The organism is Mesorhizobium sp. M4A.F.Ca.ET.090.04.2.1 (genome assembly GCF_003999085.1).
GTDB lineage: Bacteria > Pseudomonadota > Alphaproteobacteria > Rhizobiales > Rhizobiaceae > Mesorhizobium.
This window is the reverse complement of record NZ_RZOT01000096.1, coordinates 1-13,429: the sequence shown is the minus strand read 5'-3', so window position 1 is coordinate 13,429 and position 13,429 is coordinate 1. Positions and strand designations below refer to the sequence as shown.

Sequence of the window (13,429 nt, the reverse complement as noted above, 5' to 3'; positions counted from 1 at the left end):
GACCAAAGTAGCCATGGCGCGTTCGGCTCGCGCCCAGGAACCGCTTGATCCATCCAGTTCGGCAGCGCCTGCCAGTGCAAACGCGTCCGCCGCCTTCTGCAAATCATTGTGCAGATTGTTGACCCGGCTGGCGTCGATCGCAAGGAGGGAAAATCCAACGATCGCCGGTAGCATCACGCTGACGAGGATCAGCGCTATTCCCCTCTGATCGTGCCAGAACGCGCGAATACCTCGCAACATGGCCCTACCCCTTACCCCTTCACGCCAGGCCCCTCGAATGCCCGGCGCACCGCATCCTTCTGCTCAATTCGCTCCGTTGGTCACACCCGAAGTGCCGACATTGACCGTCATGTTCGTCGTCGGCGCCGGTGACGGCGGAACTCTGTAGCTTCTGATCACGCCAACGCCGCGCTCACCGTCGCCTTCGATTTTCGTGTTGTTCGAGGCCGGATTGTATGGGTCGACCGTCTGCAGAAGCGAATTGAATTTCTGCGTATCGCCGGCCGCCAGCGTCACCGTGTCGTAGTTGTTGAGATAGTCCGCGGCGCAACCTGTCAGCAGGCCGGTACACAGAACGACGAGCAAGAGCTTATTTCTTGACATAGAGCATCTTGTCCTTCGATTTCACATCCAGCATGTGGCCATAGGGGCCGGTGACGCCTTCGCCGTTTTCATACTGGCGGATCATGTCCTTGTTCACCTCGAGTTGGCCGAGGATGAAGAACTCCGGATCATTGGCCGGCCGCGTCTTGTCGAACGGCGTCGCCAATTGCTCGCCGGGCTTTGTCGGCCGTACGAGATGCGGCGTGACGATGACAACCAGCTCGGTTTCTTCCTTCTGGTTGCTTGAGTTGCGGAACAGCGCGCCGATGACCGGGACCTGGCCGAGCCATGGCACCTGGTTCTGCAGCTTGGTGGTCTTGCTGGAGAGAAGCCCGCCGACGGCGAAACTCTGGCCGTCGCGCAATTCGACCACGGTCGCGAGTTTGCGGTTGGTGAAGATCGGGTCGCCAGCAGTGGTAAAGCCGGTCAGGTCGCTCACTTCCGGCGCCAGCTTGATATGGATCTTGCTGTCATCCATGACGACAGGCGTGAATAGCAGATTGACGCCGAATTGCTTGTATTCGATCTGGATATTGCCATCAGTGCCGATGCTGCGGATGGGGACTTCGCCGCCTGCGTTGAAGCTGGCGGACTCACCCGACAAGGTGGTGAGGTTGGGTTCAGCCAGCGTGCGCACCACGCCCTTGGCCTCGAGCGCTTCGATGATCAGGTCGACCTTGATGTTGCTGTCGATGACGCGGGTAATTAGTGCCGCGAAGGGATTGGTGTTCGAGAGCAGGCCGCTAAGCAGGTTCCCGGGTCCCAGCACCACGTCGTCTTCGTCGACGGCCGCAATGCCCGTTCCCGTACGGCTCGTGCCGCTACCATTCGTGCTCCTGATCGAGACGCCGAGGTCGCGGCCGGCGTTGCGCTTGGCCTCCAGCACGCGCACTTCCAAATTCACCTGCTGGCTGTCGTCGATGGTCACGGAGTTGATAATTGCGTCGGGGCCATATTGCTGGGCGACGTCCACGATGGAGGCCAGGGTCGCTGCATCCTTGACATGACCGGCCAGCCTGATCTTGCCATTGATCGAGCCGATTTCGATGCGCGCGCGAGGCGCGACCTGGCGGATTGCCGCGGCCATGTCACTGACATCCTGACCGACCTCGACCTGGAGCGTGCCCAGCGAGCGCTTGTCTTCGGAAAACAGGTTGACGGTTGTGGTGCCGACACCCTTGCCGATGACATAGAGCGTCTTGTCGGTCATCGGCTGCGCGTCAGCAATCTTCTCGTCGCCCACGACAATATCGCCCAGGGTGGAGTTCACCTGGATCGTCACCGACTGCGATACCGGCACGAAGATACGATGGATAGTCGGGTTCGACACGTCGATGCGGCGGTCGGCGGCATGGGCCACGGGACTTAGCGACAGCAATGCGCAGGATAAGGCGAAAGCGGCGGCCGCCAGTGGTCTCCGGTACACACGCATCTACGCTAACCCCCCTGCCGGCTGATTCGGAGTGTCGATCCTAATGCGCCGGCGTCATTTTTGTCGCGGCACATCGTATGTTTCGAGTTTTATACCTCGAAATACACCGATTGTCGCCCGGGCCGGCGGTTCCGGCTGCACGTATTTGACCTCTTCCTTGACAATTTCCTTCACTTGCGGCGCAGATGCCACAGCCGGAGCCGGCTTGACCTTGCTCAGATCGTCGATTTTGTTGTCCACCCGTTCGACGGCTTTGGCCAGCCCGGCGAGCTTGTCGTCGGCGCGTTTGCGATCGGCCGCGGCCGCGGCGTCCGCCGCCGCCTGCTTGGCAAGTTCGGCCTGCCTGGCGGCGACATCGTCCGGCGTGTCGCCGGTCAGATCCGAAAGCGTGACACGCTCGGTCGTCTCGCCCTTGTTGGCCGCCGCCTGACGCAGCGCCAGCGACAACTGCCCAGCGCCGGCGGCGAGCGTCAGCTTCTGCGCGTCCTTGGTGCTGACTTCGACGGTCACGGCTTTCGCCACCGTCGGGTTCTCCTTGCTTTCGTCAGCAACCTGGTCGATGGCCAGCACCTTAATGCTCTGTAGCAGCACATCGACAAAACTCTTGTCTGCGCCGCCATCGGCGCGCACCGTGCGGGTCAACAATATATCGACGCGGTCGCCCGGGAAGACAAAGCCGGCGACGCCGAGCACGTCGTTGACCCTGATGGAAACGGCTTTCATGCCCTCGCCGAGCACCGCCGAAAGCGTGGCGCGCTGGCCGGGGCCGGTGATCTTGGTGGCGAGAACGGGCTCGTTGGCGCCGATCGCCTGCAATGCCTGCTTCGAACCTTCGCCGGCCAGGATCTCTTTGGTTGTCTTGAAAGCGCCGGCCGGGACCGCGCCTGCGGGCCAGGCGATTTCACGCAGCTTTTCGGCGGTTAGCGTGTCGCCGAACTTCAGCGCCACCGCTGCCACCACAACAGTGTCGCGCTTAACTCCGTCCGACTGCGCCAATGCGTTGCGCTGGTTCGCCAGCCAGATGTTGACAAGCACAACCGCCAGAACGCCGAACACGCCGGCGAGAACAATCATGATCAAAGTGTTGGCACGCATCAGCCCCAAGCCCCAAAAGCGGGAATTCGCCCGCCGCGATAAGGCTCAGGCCCGGATCGAAGTCCGGGCCTGAGGATTAAACAGACGATCAGCTGCCGGTGCCGGCGGCGGCGTCGCAGGTACCCGGACCAGTGTTCAGGTTGGTGCAGAGGCCGGTGAAACGGCCGGTGACCCAGGCACCGATCGCGAGAACCGCGAGAATGGCTGCTGCGGCGATGATGCCGACCAGGATGGAATATTCGACCATAGCAGCGCCGTTGTCGTCGTCGCGGAACTGCCGGGCCATCGTCATGAGCTTCTTCATGCCAATTTCTCCCTTTGGAGGTTGAACCCGACGAGACGAGCTAAGGATGAACCCCATACCCAAGCATCCCCCGTCGAGTTGATCTAAGTCCCGCCAAAAACCAGAGTCAAACGGGATTAACAGTTCCTTAACCTTCCAATACCTGATCGGGACTCAATTCAATTTCGACAAGGGATTGATTCGATTTGCTTTTTGAGCGCTTTTAACCATTCATTCACAATTTCGCCTCACCCATAGTGGTAGCCTAATCATATTAGGGTATGTGCATAAGCCTTTATATGTAAGGGCTTACCGGAGTCCGCGGCGGCGATTCGAACGTTGCAAGCCGAAACGTTTCGTGAGGTGGGAGTTGAGTTGTGCTCCTGGGTACACAGTCGCGAAATAAAACGATTTTTTTAGGGACTCGTCTTAACTATGTTGTAAGTATTCGATCCTCCCACCCGCGCCCCGCGCTTGTGCCTCTCGTGGTTAACCCTTAGTTTCCAACCTGAGGGAAACTTTTGGGAAAAGTTTGCGGGGGGCTAAAAATGCTAGGCCGCTTCATCAAGGGATCGAATGAGCCGCGGGCGCTCCAGCCGACGACCGCAGTGGCGGTTTCAAATGGGGCGACGGTCGTTCCGGTGACGGATGCTGAAACCCAGGGCAATGATTTTCTGACGCTCAAGGTTGAACTCCACCGCCATCTCATCGACCGCTTCAATTTGACCGCCCTTGAAAATGCGTCCAAGGACGAGATTCTCGATGAGATACGGCCGATCGTGCGCGAATTCGTCCGCGCTCGAAATATTCCGCTGAACGCGCGCGAGCTTGATCAGTTGACCAGCGACACGGCTGACGAAATGCTGGGGCTGGGGCCGATCGAGCCCTTGCTCAAGGACGATTCGATCGCCGACATTCTGATCAACACCCACAATCGCGTTTTCATCGAGCGGCGCGGCGTGCTCGAGGAAACCAAGATCCGCTTCCGCGACGAGGCGCATCTGCTGCGGGTCGTCAACAAGATCGTCTCGGCAATCGGCAGGCGCGTCGATGAATCCGCGCCGATGGTCGACGCCCGCCTCGACGACGGATCGCGCGTCAATATCGCGGTGCGGCCGATCTCAGTGGATGGTCCGCTCGTTTCGATTCGCAAATTCTCCAAGCATCCTTATTCGCTCGAGCGCCTGATCGCGTTCAACTCGATCCGCCCGCCGATGGTCGACATGCTGCGGATCGCAGTGCAGGCGCGCAAGTCGATCCTGGTTTCCGGTGGCACCGGCAGCGGTAAGACAACCTTGCTTAATGCGCTCTCGAGCTACATTCCTGCCGCCGAGCGCTTGATCACCATCGAGGATGCGGCGGAACTGCAACTGCAGCAGCCGCATGTCGGCCGGCTGGAGACGCGCCCGCCCAACGTCGAGGGCAAGGGCGAAGTTCGTCAGCGCGAGCTGGTGAAGAACGCCCTGCGCATGCGGCCCGATCGCATCATCGTCGGCGAGGTTCGCGGCGAGGAAGCCTTCGACATGCTGCAAGCGATGAACACTGGCCATGAAGGCTCCATGACCACCATCCATGCCAACACACCGCGAGATGCGCTATCCCGCCTGGAGCAGATGGTCGGCATGGCCGGCATGCCGATGACCCACGAATCCATCCGGGCGCAGATCGCTTCGGCGATCGACATCATTGTGCAGACGCAACGGCTTTCCGATGGCGGCAGGCGAGTGATATCGATTTCGGAATTGACAGGCATGGAAGGCAACGTCGTGCAGCTCCAGGAACTTTACCACTTTGTTCGCCGGGAAGTGACTGCGGAAGGCAAGATCATCGGTGATTTTCGCGCCACCGGGGTAAGGCCGCGTTTTGCCCAGGAGGCGGCGACGCTCGGCTTTCACTTTGAAAAGGACGCCTTCAATCCACAGGTTCCGCTCTGATGCCGACTGGCCAGACCCTGCTCTATTTCATCTATGTGCTCGCCGCCGCCTCGGTGATCCTTGCTGCCGAGTCGCTCTATCTGTCTTACGCCGGGCGGCGCGTCAGGGTCGGCACAATCAATCGACGGCTCAAGCTTTTGGCCGAGGAAGCGCCGGCCGAGCAGACCCTACAAGGCCTGTTGCGAGAACGTGGATTGACGGACTCGGGTGACTTTGTTTTCGGCTTCGTCACATTGAACCGGCTCTACACGCAATCCGGCATCACCGGCAATCCACTGGCTTTCGCTGCAATGTTCCTGCTTGCCGGGCTGGTTATCGCATTGATGCTGACACTACTTTTCGGTTTTTCAATCGTCACGGCGCTGATCACATTTTTGTTGGTGGGCCTCGTCCTGCCGCTGCTTGTGCTCAGGCGCGCCCGCAACAAGCGCATCCAGAAGTTCGCCAGGCAGCTCCCGGATGCGCTCGACATGATCGTGCGCTCGCTGCGCGCCGGCCATCCAGCACCGGTGGCGATCAGTCTTGTGGCCCGTGAGATGCCGGATCCGCTTGGCACCGAATTCGGCATCGTTGCGGACGAGATCACCTTCGGGCTCAGTCTGGAAAACGCCGTGCGGAAACTCTCCCAGCGCGTGGGATTTGAAGGCCTTCATCTGCTTTCGGTATCACTCTCCATCCAGTCCAAGACGGGCGGCAATCTAACCGAGATCCTGCACAATCTTTCAATGGTGCTGCGCGAGCGGCAGAAATTGCGCCTCAAGATCAGGGCGCTTTCATCCGAGGGGCGAATGTCGGCGTGGATCATCTCCTTTTTCCCCGTCGTCATGTTCTTGATCCTACAGATCGCCGCCCCATCCTATTACGGCACTGTCTGGAACAATCCGGTCATCCTGCCTGTGTTTGTGCTTTTTGGAGCCTGGGCACTGCTGGGCGACTTCATCATGTACCGCATGGTCAACTTCGACTTCTGACAGGAGCGAGCCATTAGCCTGTTTTCGAATACGCAGGACATAAGCTTCCTGGTTTCCCTAGCTGTCTTCCTGGCGGCGGTGGCATTGTTCCTGTTCGGCGCCCTTGTCTTTTTGCCGGCGTTGCAGACGCGAAAGCTGGTCGCGCAAAGTCTGATGGCGGAGGGAATTGCCGACCGTCGTTCGCTTGCCGGGCAGGAACATCTGGCCAAGATCGCGGCGCAGAAGCCGATCGACGCCTATTTCCGCACGGTTGAGAAGGAGCGCGGCGAGCCGAATGCCCTTGAGGCGAAGCTCTTTCGGGCCGGCTTCTATCAATCAAGCGCGCCCCTCATCTATACTCTTACGCGCATAGCGGCGGTCGCGATCGGCTTTCTGGTCGCCTACACGCTCCTGTCCCGAGTATTGCCCGCGCAAATGCCCAGCTTTATTGCATTTGCCGGCGCCGGTCTGTTCGGGCTCGCCTGTCTGGTCGTTCCCAGCATCGCGCTTGATCGATTCGAGAAGGCTCAGATGCAGATATATCGTCGCGGGTTTCCCGATTTCATGGATATGATGATCACCTGCGCCGATGCTGGCATGAGCCTGGAGGCAGCGGTCGAGCGTGTCAGCAACGAACTGGCCGGAACCCATAAATGGCTGGGCATCCAGCTTTCGATCATGAATCTGCAACTGCGCGCCGGCAAGCCGCTACGCGAGGCATTGCGCGACCTGGCCGATCGCATCGGCCTCGACGAGGCACGGGCCCTGGCAGTGCTGTTCCGGCAGTCGGAAGAACTCGGCACCAGCCTGACCGACGCGCTGCGCGTCTATAGCGACGAAATGCGCAGCCAGAGAATTCTGCGCGCCGAGGAGCGTGCCAACGCTTTGCCGGTCAAGATGATGATCCCACTGGGGCTATGCATCTTCCCGGTGGTGCTTATGGTCATCATGTTGCCGGTGATCATCCGCATGAGGGGCATTTTCTTCTAGTTATGCGTGAGCTTTGATTCTAATGTGATTCGGGGGCGACCCTTGGGGACATATATATATGAGATGGCGAAATGCGGCCGCAGCCGGCCTGTTAATCATGGCGATTGCCGGCTGCCAGACGGACCCGACTGACGGTGTTGTTCGCACCAACGAACCCTCCAAGGGCGATGTCACGTCCTTTGGCGATACATTCGATGGGCTGAAGACAGTCAGCGATGTCGACTACTATGCTTCGGACCAGGCCGTCGCCGAGGCCAAGACGCAGTTCCGCTCTGAAAACTACGGCAATGCCGGCGCGCTGTTCTACAAGGCCACGCGCCTGGCGCCCAATGACGGCGTCGCCTGGCTGGGTCTTGCCGCCTCCTGCGACCGCATTCGCCGTTTCGACCTCGCCGATCTTGCCTACAGCCGCGCCTACAAGCTGCTTGGCGCGACGCCCGAATATTACAACAATCTCGGCTATTCCTATCTGCTGCGAGGCAAGCTGCAGAATGCGCGCTCCAATTTCCTGAAGGCCTACGAATTGGCGCCGAACGACCCGACCGTTGCCAACAACCTGAAGCTCCTGTCCTCCAGCGTGCAGAACATCGAGCGCTAGCATGTTGCTGGCCGCATCGCTACTGCTCAAGGCGCTGGCCATTCCTTTGCTCGTCAGGATCGCCTGGGTCGACTTCACGACGCAGAAGATATCCAATCAGAATGTGCTGCTGTTGCTTTGCCTGGGCCTGGGCTCCCTGCAACTGCTGTCAGTCGCGGCCGGGTCATGGTGGGATATGGGCCTGAGCGCTCTTGCCGGTCTTTTACTATTTGTCGTGCTCTTCCCTTTCTGGACCTTGCGCAAGGTCGGCGCTGGCGACGTCAAGCTGATGGCGGTTATGCCTTTTTTGATCGGCGGCAGCGGTCTCGTCGTTTTTTCTCTTCTCTTGCTGGTGTTTGCCCTGATCACGGCCGTGCTCGTGAAGAACCCTTTCATGCTGCCGGCAGGTATGTTCCGCCTCTATGTCCAGCATCTCGACCGCAAGGGCGTGGTGCCGTTCGGTGTGCCGATTTCGCTCGCGGCAATCTGCGCGATAGGGTTCCAGATATACGAACGTTGGGTGCTGGCCAGCAGCTCCGGAATTCTACAGCAGCTCAACTGACAAAGTGGTGTTCAAAACCCCGCCGTCGACTTCTCGACCAGCTTCAGCGCGCCCTTCTCGACCCGGTAGAACGGCATCGTGCGCTGGCTTGAGCCGTCGGCGCGGAAGCGGAACAGGCCGGTCGAGCCGCGGAAGCCGCTGGCATTTTCCAGCACCTGCTTGCTGAAGCCGTTCGGCCCGACGGCGCTCGCAATCCCCGCCGTCAGCGCGACCATGTCATAGGCATAGGCGACGTTGACGTCGGCCGGGTAGTGGAACGTCGCGTTGAAACGGTCGGCGATCGGCCCGGTCTCGCCCTGGTCGAGCGTTGCGATATAGGCGCCTTCGAACGACGGATCCATCGGCCGCTCCAGCCAGCGGTTGGTTCCGATGAGCGAGACCGTCTTGCCGGGAATGCCCTTTGCCTTCAGCGCCGCAAGCAGCGGTGTAGGGCTGGCGTCTCCGCTGGCCACGATCACCGCATCGGGCGCCTCCACCAGCGAGCCCATGTCGTTGACCGCCTTGGCGCCGCCGTCGGCCGGCGCATAGGGCAGGGTGACGGCAAGCGCCGCGCCATAGATGCTGAGGCCGTTGGCGACGCGCTTTTCGATTGCCGCGGCATTGCTGCCCGCCGCCACCAGCAGGACGAATTTCTTGGCGCCCTTGGCGGCGACGGCCGCCGCGCCCGCCGCCGCGCTGTCGGCCTCGCTGAGGCGCACGGCATAGACACCGGGGCCGCCGGCAAAATTGTCGGCCAGCGCCAGCACCGGCGGCCGCGTCGAGCCCGACAGCTTGGCGATGTGCTGCGCGGCCGGCAGTTCGGTCGGGCCGATGACGACTTTCGACCCCGTCGTTATCGCCTTGATCGCCAGGTCCTTGGCATTGCCGGGGTCTCCGCGCGTATCCTCCACGGTCAGCGTCAGCAAATTGTTGCCGAGGTCGGCCATGGCGAGCTTGGCGGCATCGAGCATCTTCCTGCCGTCTTCGCCGGCACTTCCCGGGGCCGACAGCGGCAACAGCATGGTGATCTTGGCCGGCCCCGTGCCGAGCGACTGCGTCGCCGTTACCGCCTGCGGCGCGGCGGCAATGGCGCCGTCGGCCGGCGTGCCGGGCGACGCGACCGCGGCCGGGTCGAGCGCCTCGCTGACGCTGCCTTTCGACTGGCAGCCCGAAACGGCAGCCAAAAATGCGAGCGCCATCGCCCGTGTCCACGGGCAGGAAAGCCGCCGGCCAAGTTTCATGATCGCTCCATCCTGTGTGCCGCCGGTCGTGGCGACAACGTTCCCGGGTCCCATCCCGCGGCACGCCTTGCGCTGCTTTGAATTCCGGCCTCTCCCGGAGCGGTTCATCGTTTCACGGAAAATCACGCCGCTCCACCTCTTTGTTTCGACGCAATTCCGGGTGGAAAGGCGCTTCCTGGAATTGCTCCGGCTAGCCGTCGAACAGCTGCGCCCGCAGCGCCCTGATCCGCCTGGCCTGGCCGGCGCTCCGGTAATCGGCGCACCGCATGTAGCGCGGTCCCGGCACGAAGATCCGGCGCACGCAGGTGCGGTTCTCGCCGGCGGGGCTGGCGTCGGCGCCCGATAGCGCCGAAAAGCCGAACGTCGCCACCGGCAAGGGTCCCGTCACCGGCAGTCCTTCCCTGGTCAGGATCGCGCGCGCCCGCTCGCAGTAGCGCACCGAAAGCGCGGAGAAGCGGCTCTCATTGTGTCCGGCGCGGTATTTCATCACGGTGGTGCAAAGATCGCCCGCGGCCAGCTTGTTGGCCAGCGCCAGATATTCGACGCCAAGCGCGATGTTGGTGGCGGGCAGGCCGAGTTCGTCGAGCGAGCCGCGGAAGCCCAGCATGCGCGCCGTCGCCGGCATCACCTGCATCAATCCGACCTCGCCGTCAGCGCCGCGCGCCTGCGGGTCGAAGCCGCTTTCGATCTCCATCACCGCATGCGCCAGCACCGGCTCCAGCCCGTAGATCGATGCCTGGCAGCTCGCATAGGCCTTGAACGCGTCGCGCGTCCATGCCCCGCTGGCGGCGCAGCCGGTCTGTCGCGGCCGGTCGGCCATCCGTTCGACGGAGGATCGTTCCGAGGCGCCGGCATTCGTGCCTAGCAGGACAAAGCCGGCCATGCAGATTCCGGAAAAGCGTCCGACGCTTTTCCGGCAAGAATCCGCGACAAGCAAGAAACCTTGGGCGACCGCTGCGGCGATCGCCCTCGACAGTTTTCTCTTTTCCGTCATCGCCAGCCGGCCGGCGTGCTGGCGGTCAGTGCATGTATTCGACCATGCGATCGTGGAAGCACTCGCATTTGTTGAGCGTGTCTTCGTCCTTGTAGTTCGTCTTCAGGTAGCCATAGGCCATGCCGCAGTAGGCCTTGGCTTCCGAAGCCCAGACGAAGGCGGGGCGCGACGAGTTGATCCACTCCGGGCTTTTGGCGACGGCGACCGACTCGTCCATCAGTTTCACCACCTGGGCCTTGAGGTCGACGATGTTGTCGGTCAGCACCAGGTTGGAAGTCCCGACGGTGCGGCAGTAATCGGCCGCCGGGCCTTCGATGATGTCGGCGGCACGCCCTGCCGATCCGACCAGCAACAGTGCCGCGGCTGAGACCAGCAGTCTTGCGGAACGCTTCATGATAAAGTCCCCTCCAGAATCCTAATATTCGAGTTGCTAATACATAGCATGGCCAAGTCCCGTTGCGCCATGCCGCTAGACCACATTTGCCGTCGTCGTATGCGTGGTCGTCCCATCGTCGTAGAGCAGCGTGATGGTGTTGGCCGCCGGGTGGTTCGTGAGTTGCGCCACTTCGACGAAGTTGGCCGGATTTCCCGAACCGCTGGTGTCGACACTGAGCGTGCCGGTCCCCGCATCGTAGTTCACGAAGTTGCCGATGTTGCCGCCGCCCGGGGCCGTGTCGAACAGGGCGGTCAGGTCGATCTTGTCGCCTTCTCCGCCGACACCGCTGTAGTCGACGATCAGGTCCTTGATGTCGAGGTGGTCAAGCTTGAACGTGTCGGCGCCCGTGCCACCGGTGAGCGTGTCCTGGCCAGCGCCGCCAATCAGCAGGTCGTTGCCGCCAAACCCTTGCAGGATATCGTCGCCGCCGTTGCCGTTCAGCGTGTCGCCGTTGGCCGTGCCCTGCATCGTCTCGGCGTCCGCCGTGCCGGTGTAGGTGACGCCATTGGTGACGTGGACGTCCAGTTGCTGTGCCGTTGTCGTGTCGTTGTCCGCGTCCTTCAGGGTGACGTTGAAGGTCAGATCGGCGTTCTGAGCCGTCGTCGTGGTGCTGACCAGGCCGATATCGGAGATCTTGAAGCCGAGATCATTCGAATCGGAACTGATGTCTTGGGTCGTGGTGCTCGCCCCGCCGGCACCGATGGCGCCATTGAGGTTGATGGCGGTGCCGGAGATGCCCTCGTCGGTCGGGGTGATCTGCGCCCCAACCAGCACGTAATGCTGCCCAGCGGCATTGTAGTCGTTCGATTCGATGATCAACAGGCCGTCATTGTTGTCGAGGGTTACACTCGAGTAGGCGCCAGGACCGGAGCCCGGGCCCTTGAAGATGTCGGCGTTCTCTACGTACATCGCCTTGGTTGTGTATTCGTTGGTCGTCGGATCGTAGAGCTTGAGGATGACGATGAAGTCTTCGGTATTCCCGATACCGTCGAACTTCAGGAACATCGAGCTCACCTGGGCATCGGGCGTCAGGCCGGTAAATCCTGTCGGGTTCGTGGTGAAGAAGTCCATGTCCATGACTTCTCCCTTGCCCATCGTGTCGCCGGCAACGCCGTTTGCCGTGCCCGAGATGGACACGTATGTCGAGGCCTGGGTGATCAGTTCTCCGTTCACGAAGGTAAGCGTGCTGCCGTCGACCGAGCCCGCTTGCAGGTTGTTGGCTCCGGTGCCGTTGCCTGGTTCCGCGTAGCCGGTGAACTGGATGAACAGGTTCGAATTGACCTGCGCCACCGCCACTTCCGGCTGGGTGTTGTCGGTCGTCGAAGACCCCGGCTGATAGCCGGTGATGGAAGACGAATTGCTCACTGTGCTGATCGTCACCGCGGAAATCGGATCGGCCAGGTCAACGGTGTAGGTGCCCGCCACCTTGTCGAAGGTGAGTGTGCCCGTTTCCTGGGTCGTCGCTCCGCCCGTGAGATAGCTGAAGCTGATGTTGAACACAGCCTGTGTCGAGGTCTCGGAGGCCCAGGTTACGGTCGGCGCGGTGATCGCGTTCCCGGCCACGGTCCCGGCCAAGGTGATGGCGGCAAAGTCAGAATTGAGGCTGCTGTACGTGGAATGGCTGTCAGCTCCGATGGAGTAGTCGAACACGCCGGTTCCGCTGACGGTGCCGCTGTTGGCGAAATAGAGGTCCGTCTTGTCGAGAACCGTCGGGACGTCGTCGTCGAAGCCGATGTTGCCGCCCAGATCGGTGCTCACCGTCGAGGTCGCCTGGTCGTGGTCGCCATCGGTCACCGTCGCCGTCGCCGACAGCGTCACCAGGCCGCTGCCGAGGTCGATGTGGGCGTTGTTGTTGGTGGTGTCGAGGCTCTCGGGCAGGTGGTCGATCTGCTGGGACTGGGTCAGCGTCACGGTGCCGTTCGCATCGACGGCGATCCTGAAGATCTCGCCATGCGAGGCGGTCGAGCCGACGATGTCGTTGCCGACCTTGGCCAGGGTGATCGCTTCACCCTGGCTGGTCAGGCCGGAGGCCGAGTTGGTGACGTTGAGCGTGTAGCCGCTGATCACCGTCGAGCCGGCGCCGTCGGCGCCATAGCTCGGCGTCACCGCCGCCAGGAAGGCGGCCGCGAAGCTCGCGCTCGCCGTGTCGGAGGCCGGCCCGATCGTCTGGGCGTCCTGCGTCACCAGCGTGATGGCGCTCTCGTTGACCGTGCCGACCGTCAGCGACGGGATGTCGTCGTCGAAGCCGATGTTGCCGCCCAGATCGGTGCTCACCGTCGAGGTCGCCTGGTCGTGGTCGCCATCGGTCACCGTCGCCGTCGCCGACAGCGTCACCAGGCCGCTGCCGAGGTCG

Annotated in this window: 14 protein-coding genes; 5 read left to right on the top strand and 9 right to left on the bottom strand. The window is 61.7% G+C overall.

Annotation, left to right across the window (positions count from 1 at the left end):
• The 5 genes from EN781_RS09595 to EN781_RS09575 all read right to left on the bottom strand — a co-directional run.
• The coding region (locus tag EN781_RS09595) for a pilus assembly protein TadG-related protein (protein WP_245492575.1) at positions 1-240 on the bottom strand (240 nt) is incomplete at its 3' end.
• Between the two features lie 63 nt (positions 241-303).
• Positions 304-585 (bottom strand): hypothetical protein, encoded by a 282-nt coding sequence (locus EN781_RS09590; RefSeq protein ID WP_245455639.1) that lies wholly within the window; start codon positions 583-585, stop codon positions 304-306.
• A gap of 4 nt (positions 586-589) precedes the next feature.
• Entirely contained in the window at positions 590-2,035 is a 1,446-nt protein-coding gene (locus EN781_RS09585; protein WP_126056494.1) for a type II and III secretion system protein family protein, read from the bottom strand.
• 54 nt (positions 2,036-2,089) lie between these two features.
• The gene (gene cpaB, locus EN781_RS09580; RefSeq protein ID WP_126056493.1) at positions 2,090-3,130 is read right to left on the bottom strand and encodes a Flp pilus assembly protein CpaB; all 1,041 of its coding nucleotides are present in this window, start codon (positions 3,128-3,130) and stop codon (positions 2,090-2,092) included.
• 88 nt (positions 3,131-3,218) lie between these two features.
• Positions 3,219-3,434 (bottom strand): Flp family type IVb pilin, encoded by a 216-nt coding sequence (locus EN781_RS09575; protein WP_126056492.1) that lies wholly within the window; start codon positions 3,432-3,434, stop codon positions 3,219-3,221.
• 527 nt (positions 3,435-3,961) lie between these two features.
• Here EN781_RS09575 and EN781_RS09570 point away from each other — a divergent pair.
• Genes EN781_RS09570 through EN781_RS09550 form a run of 5 tightly spaced genes read left to right on the top strand, consistent with a single transcriptional unit; the run spans position 3,962 to position 8,426 of the window.
• Positions 3,962-5,347: a CpaF family protein gene (locus EN781_RS09570; RefSeq protein ID WP_126056491.1), complete on the top strand. Its 1,386-nt coding sequence runs from the start codon at positions 3,962-3,964 to the stop codon at positions 5,345-5,347.
• Positions 5,348-5,382: 35 nt separating this feature from the next.
• Complete coding sequence (locus tag EN781_RS09565; RefSeq protein WP_245455637.1) at positions 5,383-6,318, top strand: type II secretion system F family protein; 936 nt, start codon at positions 5,383-5,385, stop codon at positions 6,316-6,318.
• Positions 6,319-6,336: 18 nt separating this feature from the next.
• Positions 6,337-7,287: a type II secretion system F family protein gene (locus EN781_RS09560; RefSeq protein ID WP_126056489.1), complete on the top strand. Its 951-nt coding sequence runs from the start codon at positions 6,337-6,339 to the stop codon at positions 7,285-7,287.
• Positions 7,288-7,345: 58 nt separating this feature from the next.
• Positions 7,346-7,885, top strand: coding sequence for a tetratricopeptide repeat protein (locus EN781_RS09555; RefSeq protein WP_126056488.1), 540 nt, complete (start codon positions 7,346-7,348; stop codon positions 7,883-7,885).
• A gap of 1 nt (position 7,886) precedes the next feature.
• Positions 7,887-8,426: a prepilin peptidase gene (locus EN781_RS09550; protein WP_126056487.1), complete on the top strand. Its 540-nt coding sequence runs from the start codon at positions 7,887-7,889 to the stop codon at positions 8,424-8,426.
• Positions 8,427-8,437: 11 nt separating this feature from the next.
• Here the strand turns inward: EN781_RS09550 and EN781_RS09545 are convergent, their stop codons facing one another.
• From EN781_RS09545 to EN781_RS35790, 4 genes are all read right to left on the bottom strand, one after another.
• Positions 8,438-9,646, bottom strand: a complete 1,209-nt coding sequence (locus tag EN781_RS09545; RefSeq protein ID WP_126056486.1) for an ABC transporter substrate-binding protein — start codon at positions 9,644-9,646, stop codon at positions 8,438-8,440.
• 190 nt (positions 9,647-9,836) lie between these two features.
• Positions 9,837-10,529, bottom strand: a complete 693-nt coding sequence (locus EN781_RS09540; protein WP_126056485.1) for a transglycosylase SLT domain-containing protein — start codon at positions 10,527-10,529, stop codon at positions 9,837-9,839.
• 136 nt (positions 10,530-10,665) lie between these two features.
• Entirely contained in the window at positions 10,666-11,034 is a 369-nt protein-coding gene (locus tag EN781_RS09535) for a hypothetical protein (RefSeq protein WP_126056484.1), read from the bottom strand.
• A gap of 75 nt (positions 11,035-11,109) precedes the next feature.
• Positions 11,110-13,429, bottom strand: a 2,320-nt coding sequence (locus tag EN781_RS35790; RefSeq protein WP_281034366.1) for a DUF5801 repeats-in-toxin domain-containing protein, incomplete at its 5' end; no start/stop codon positions are given.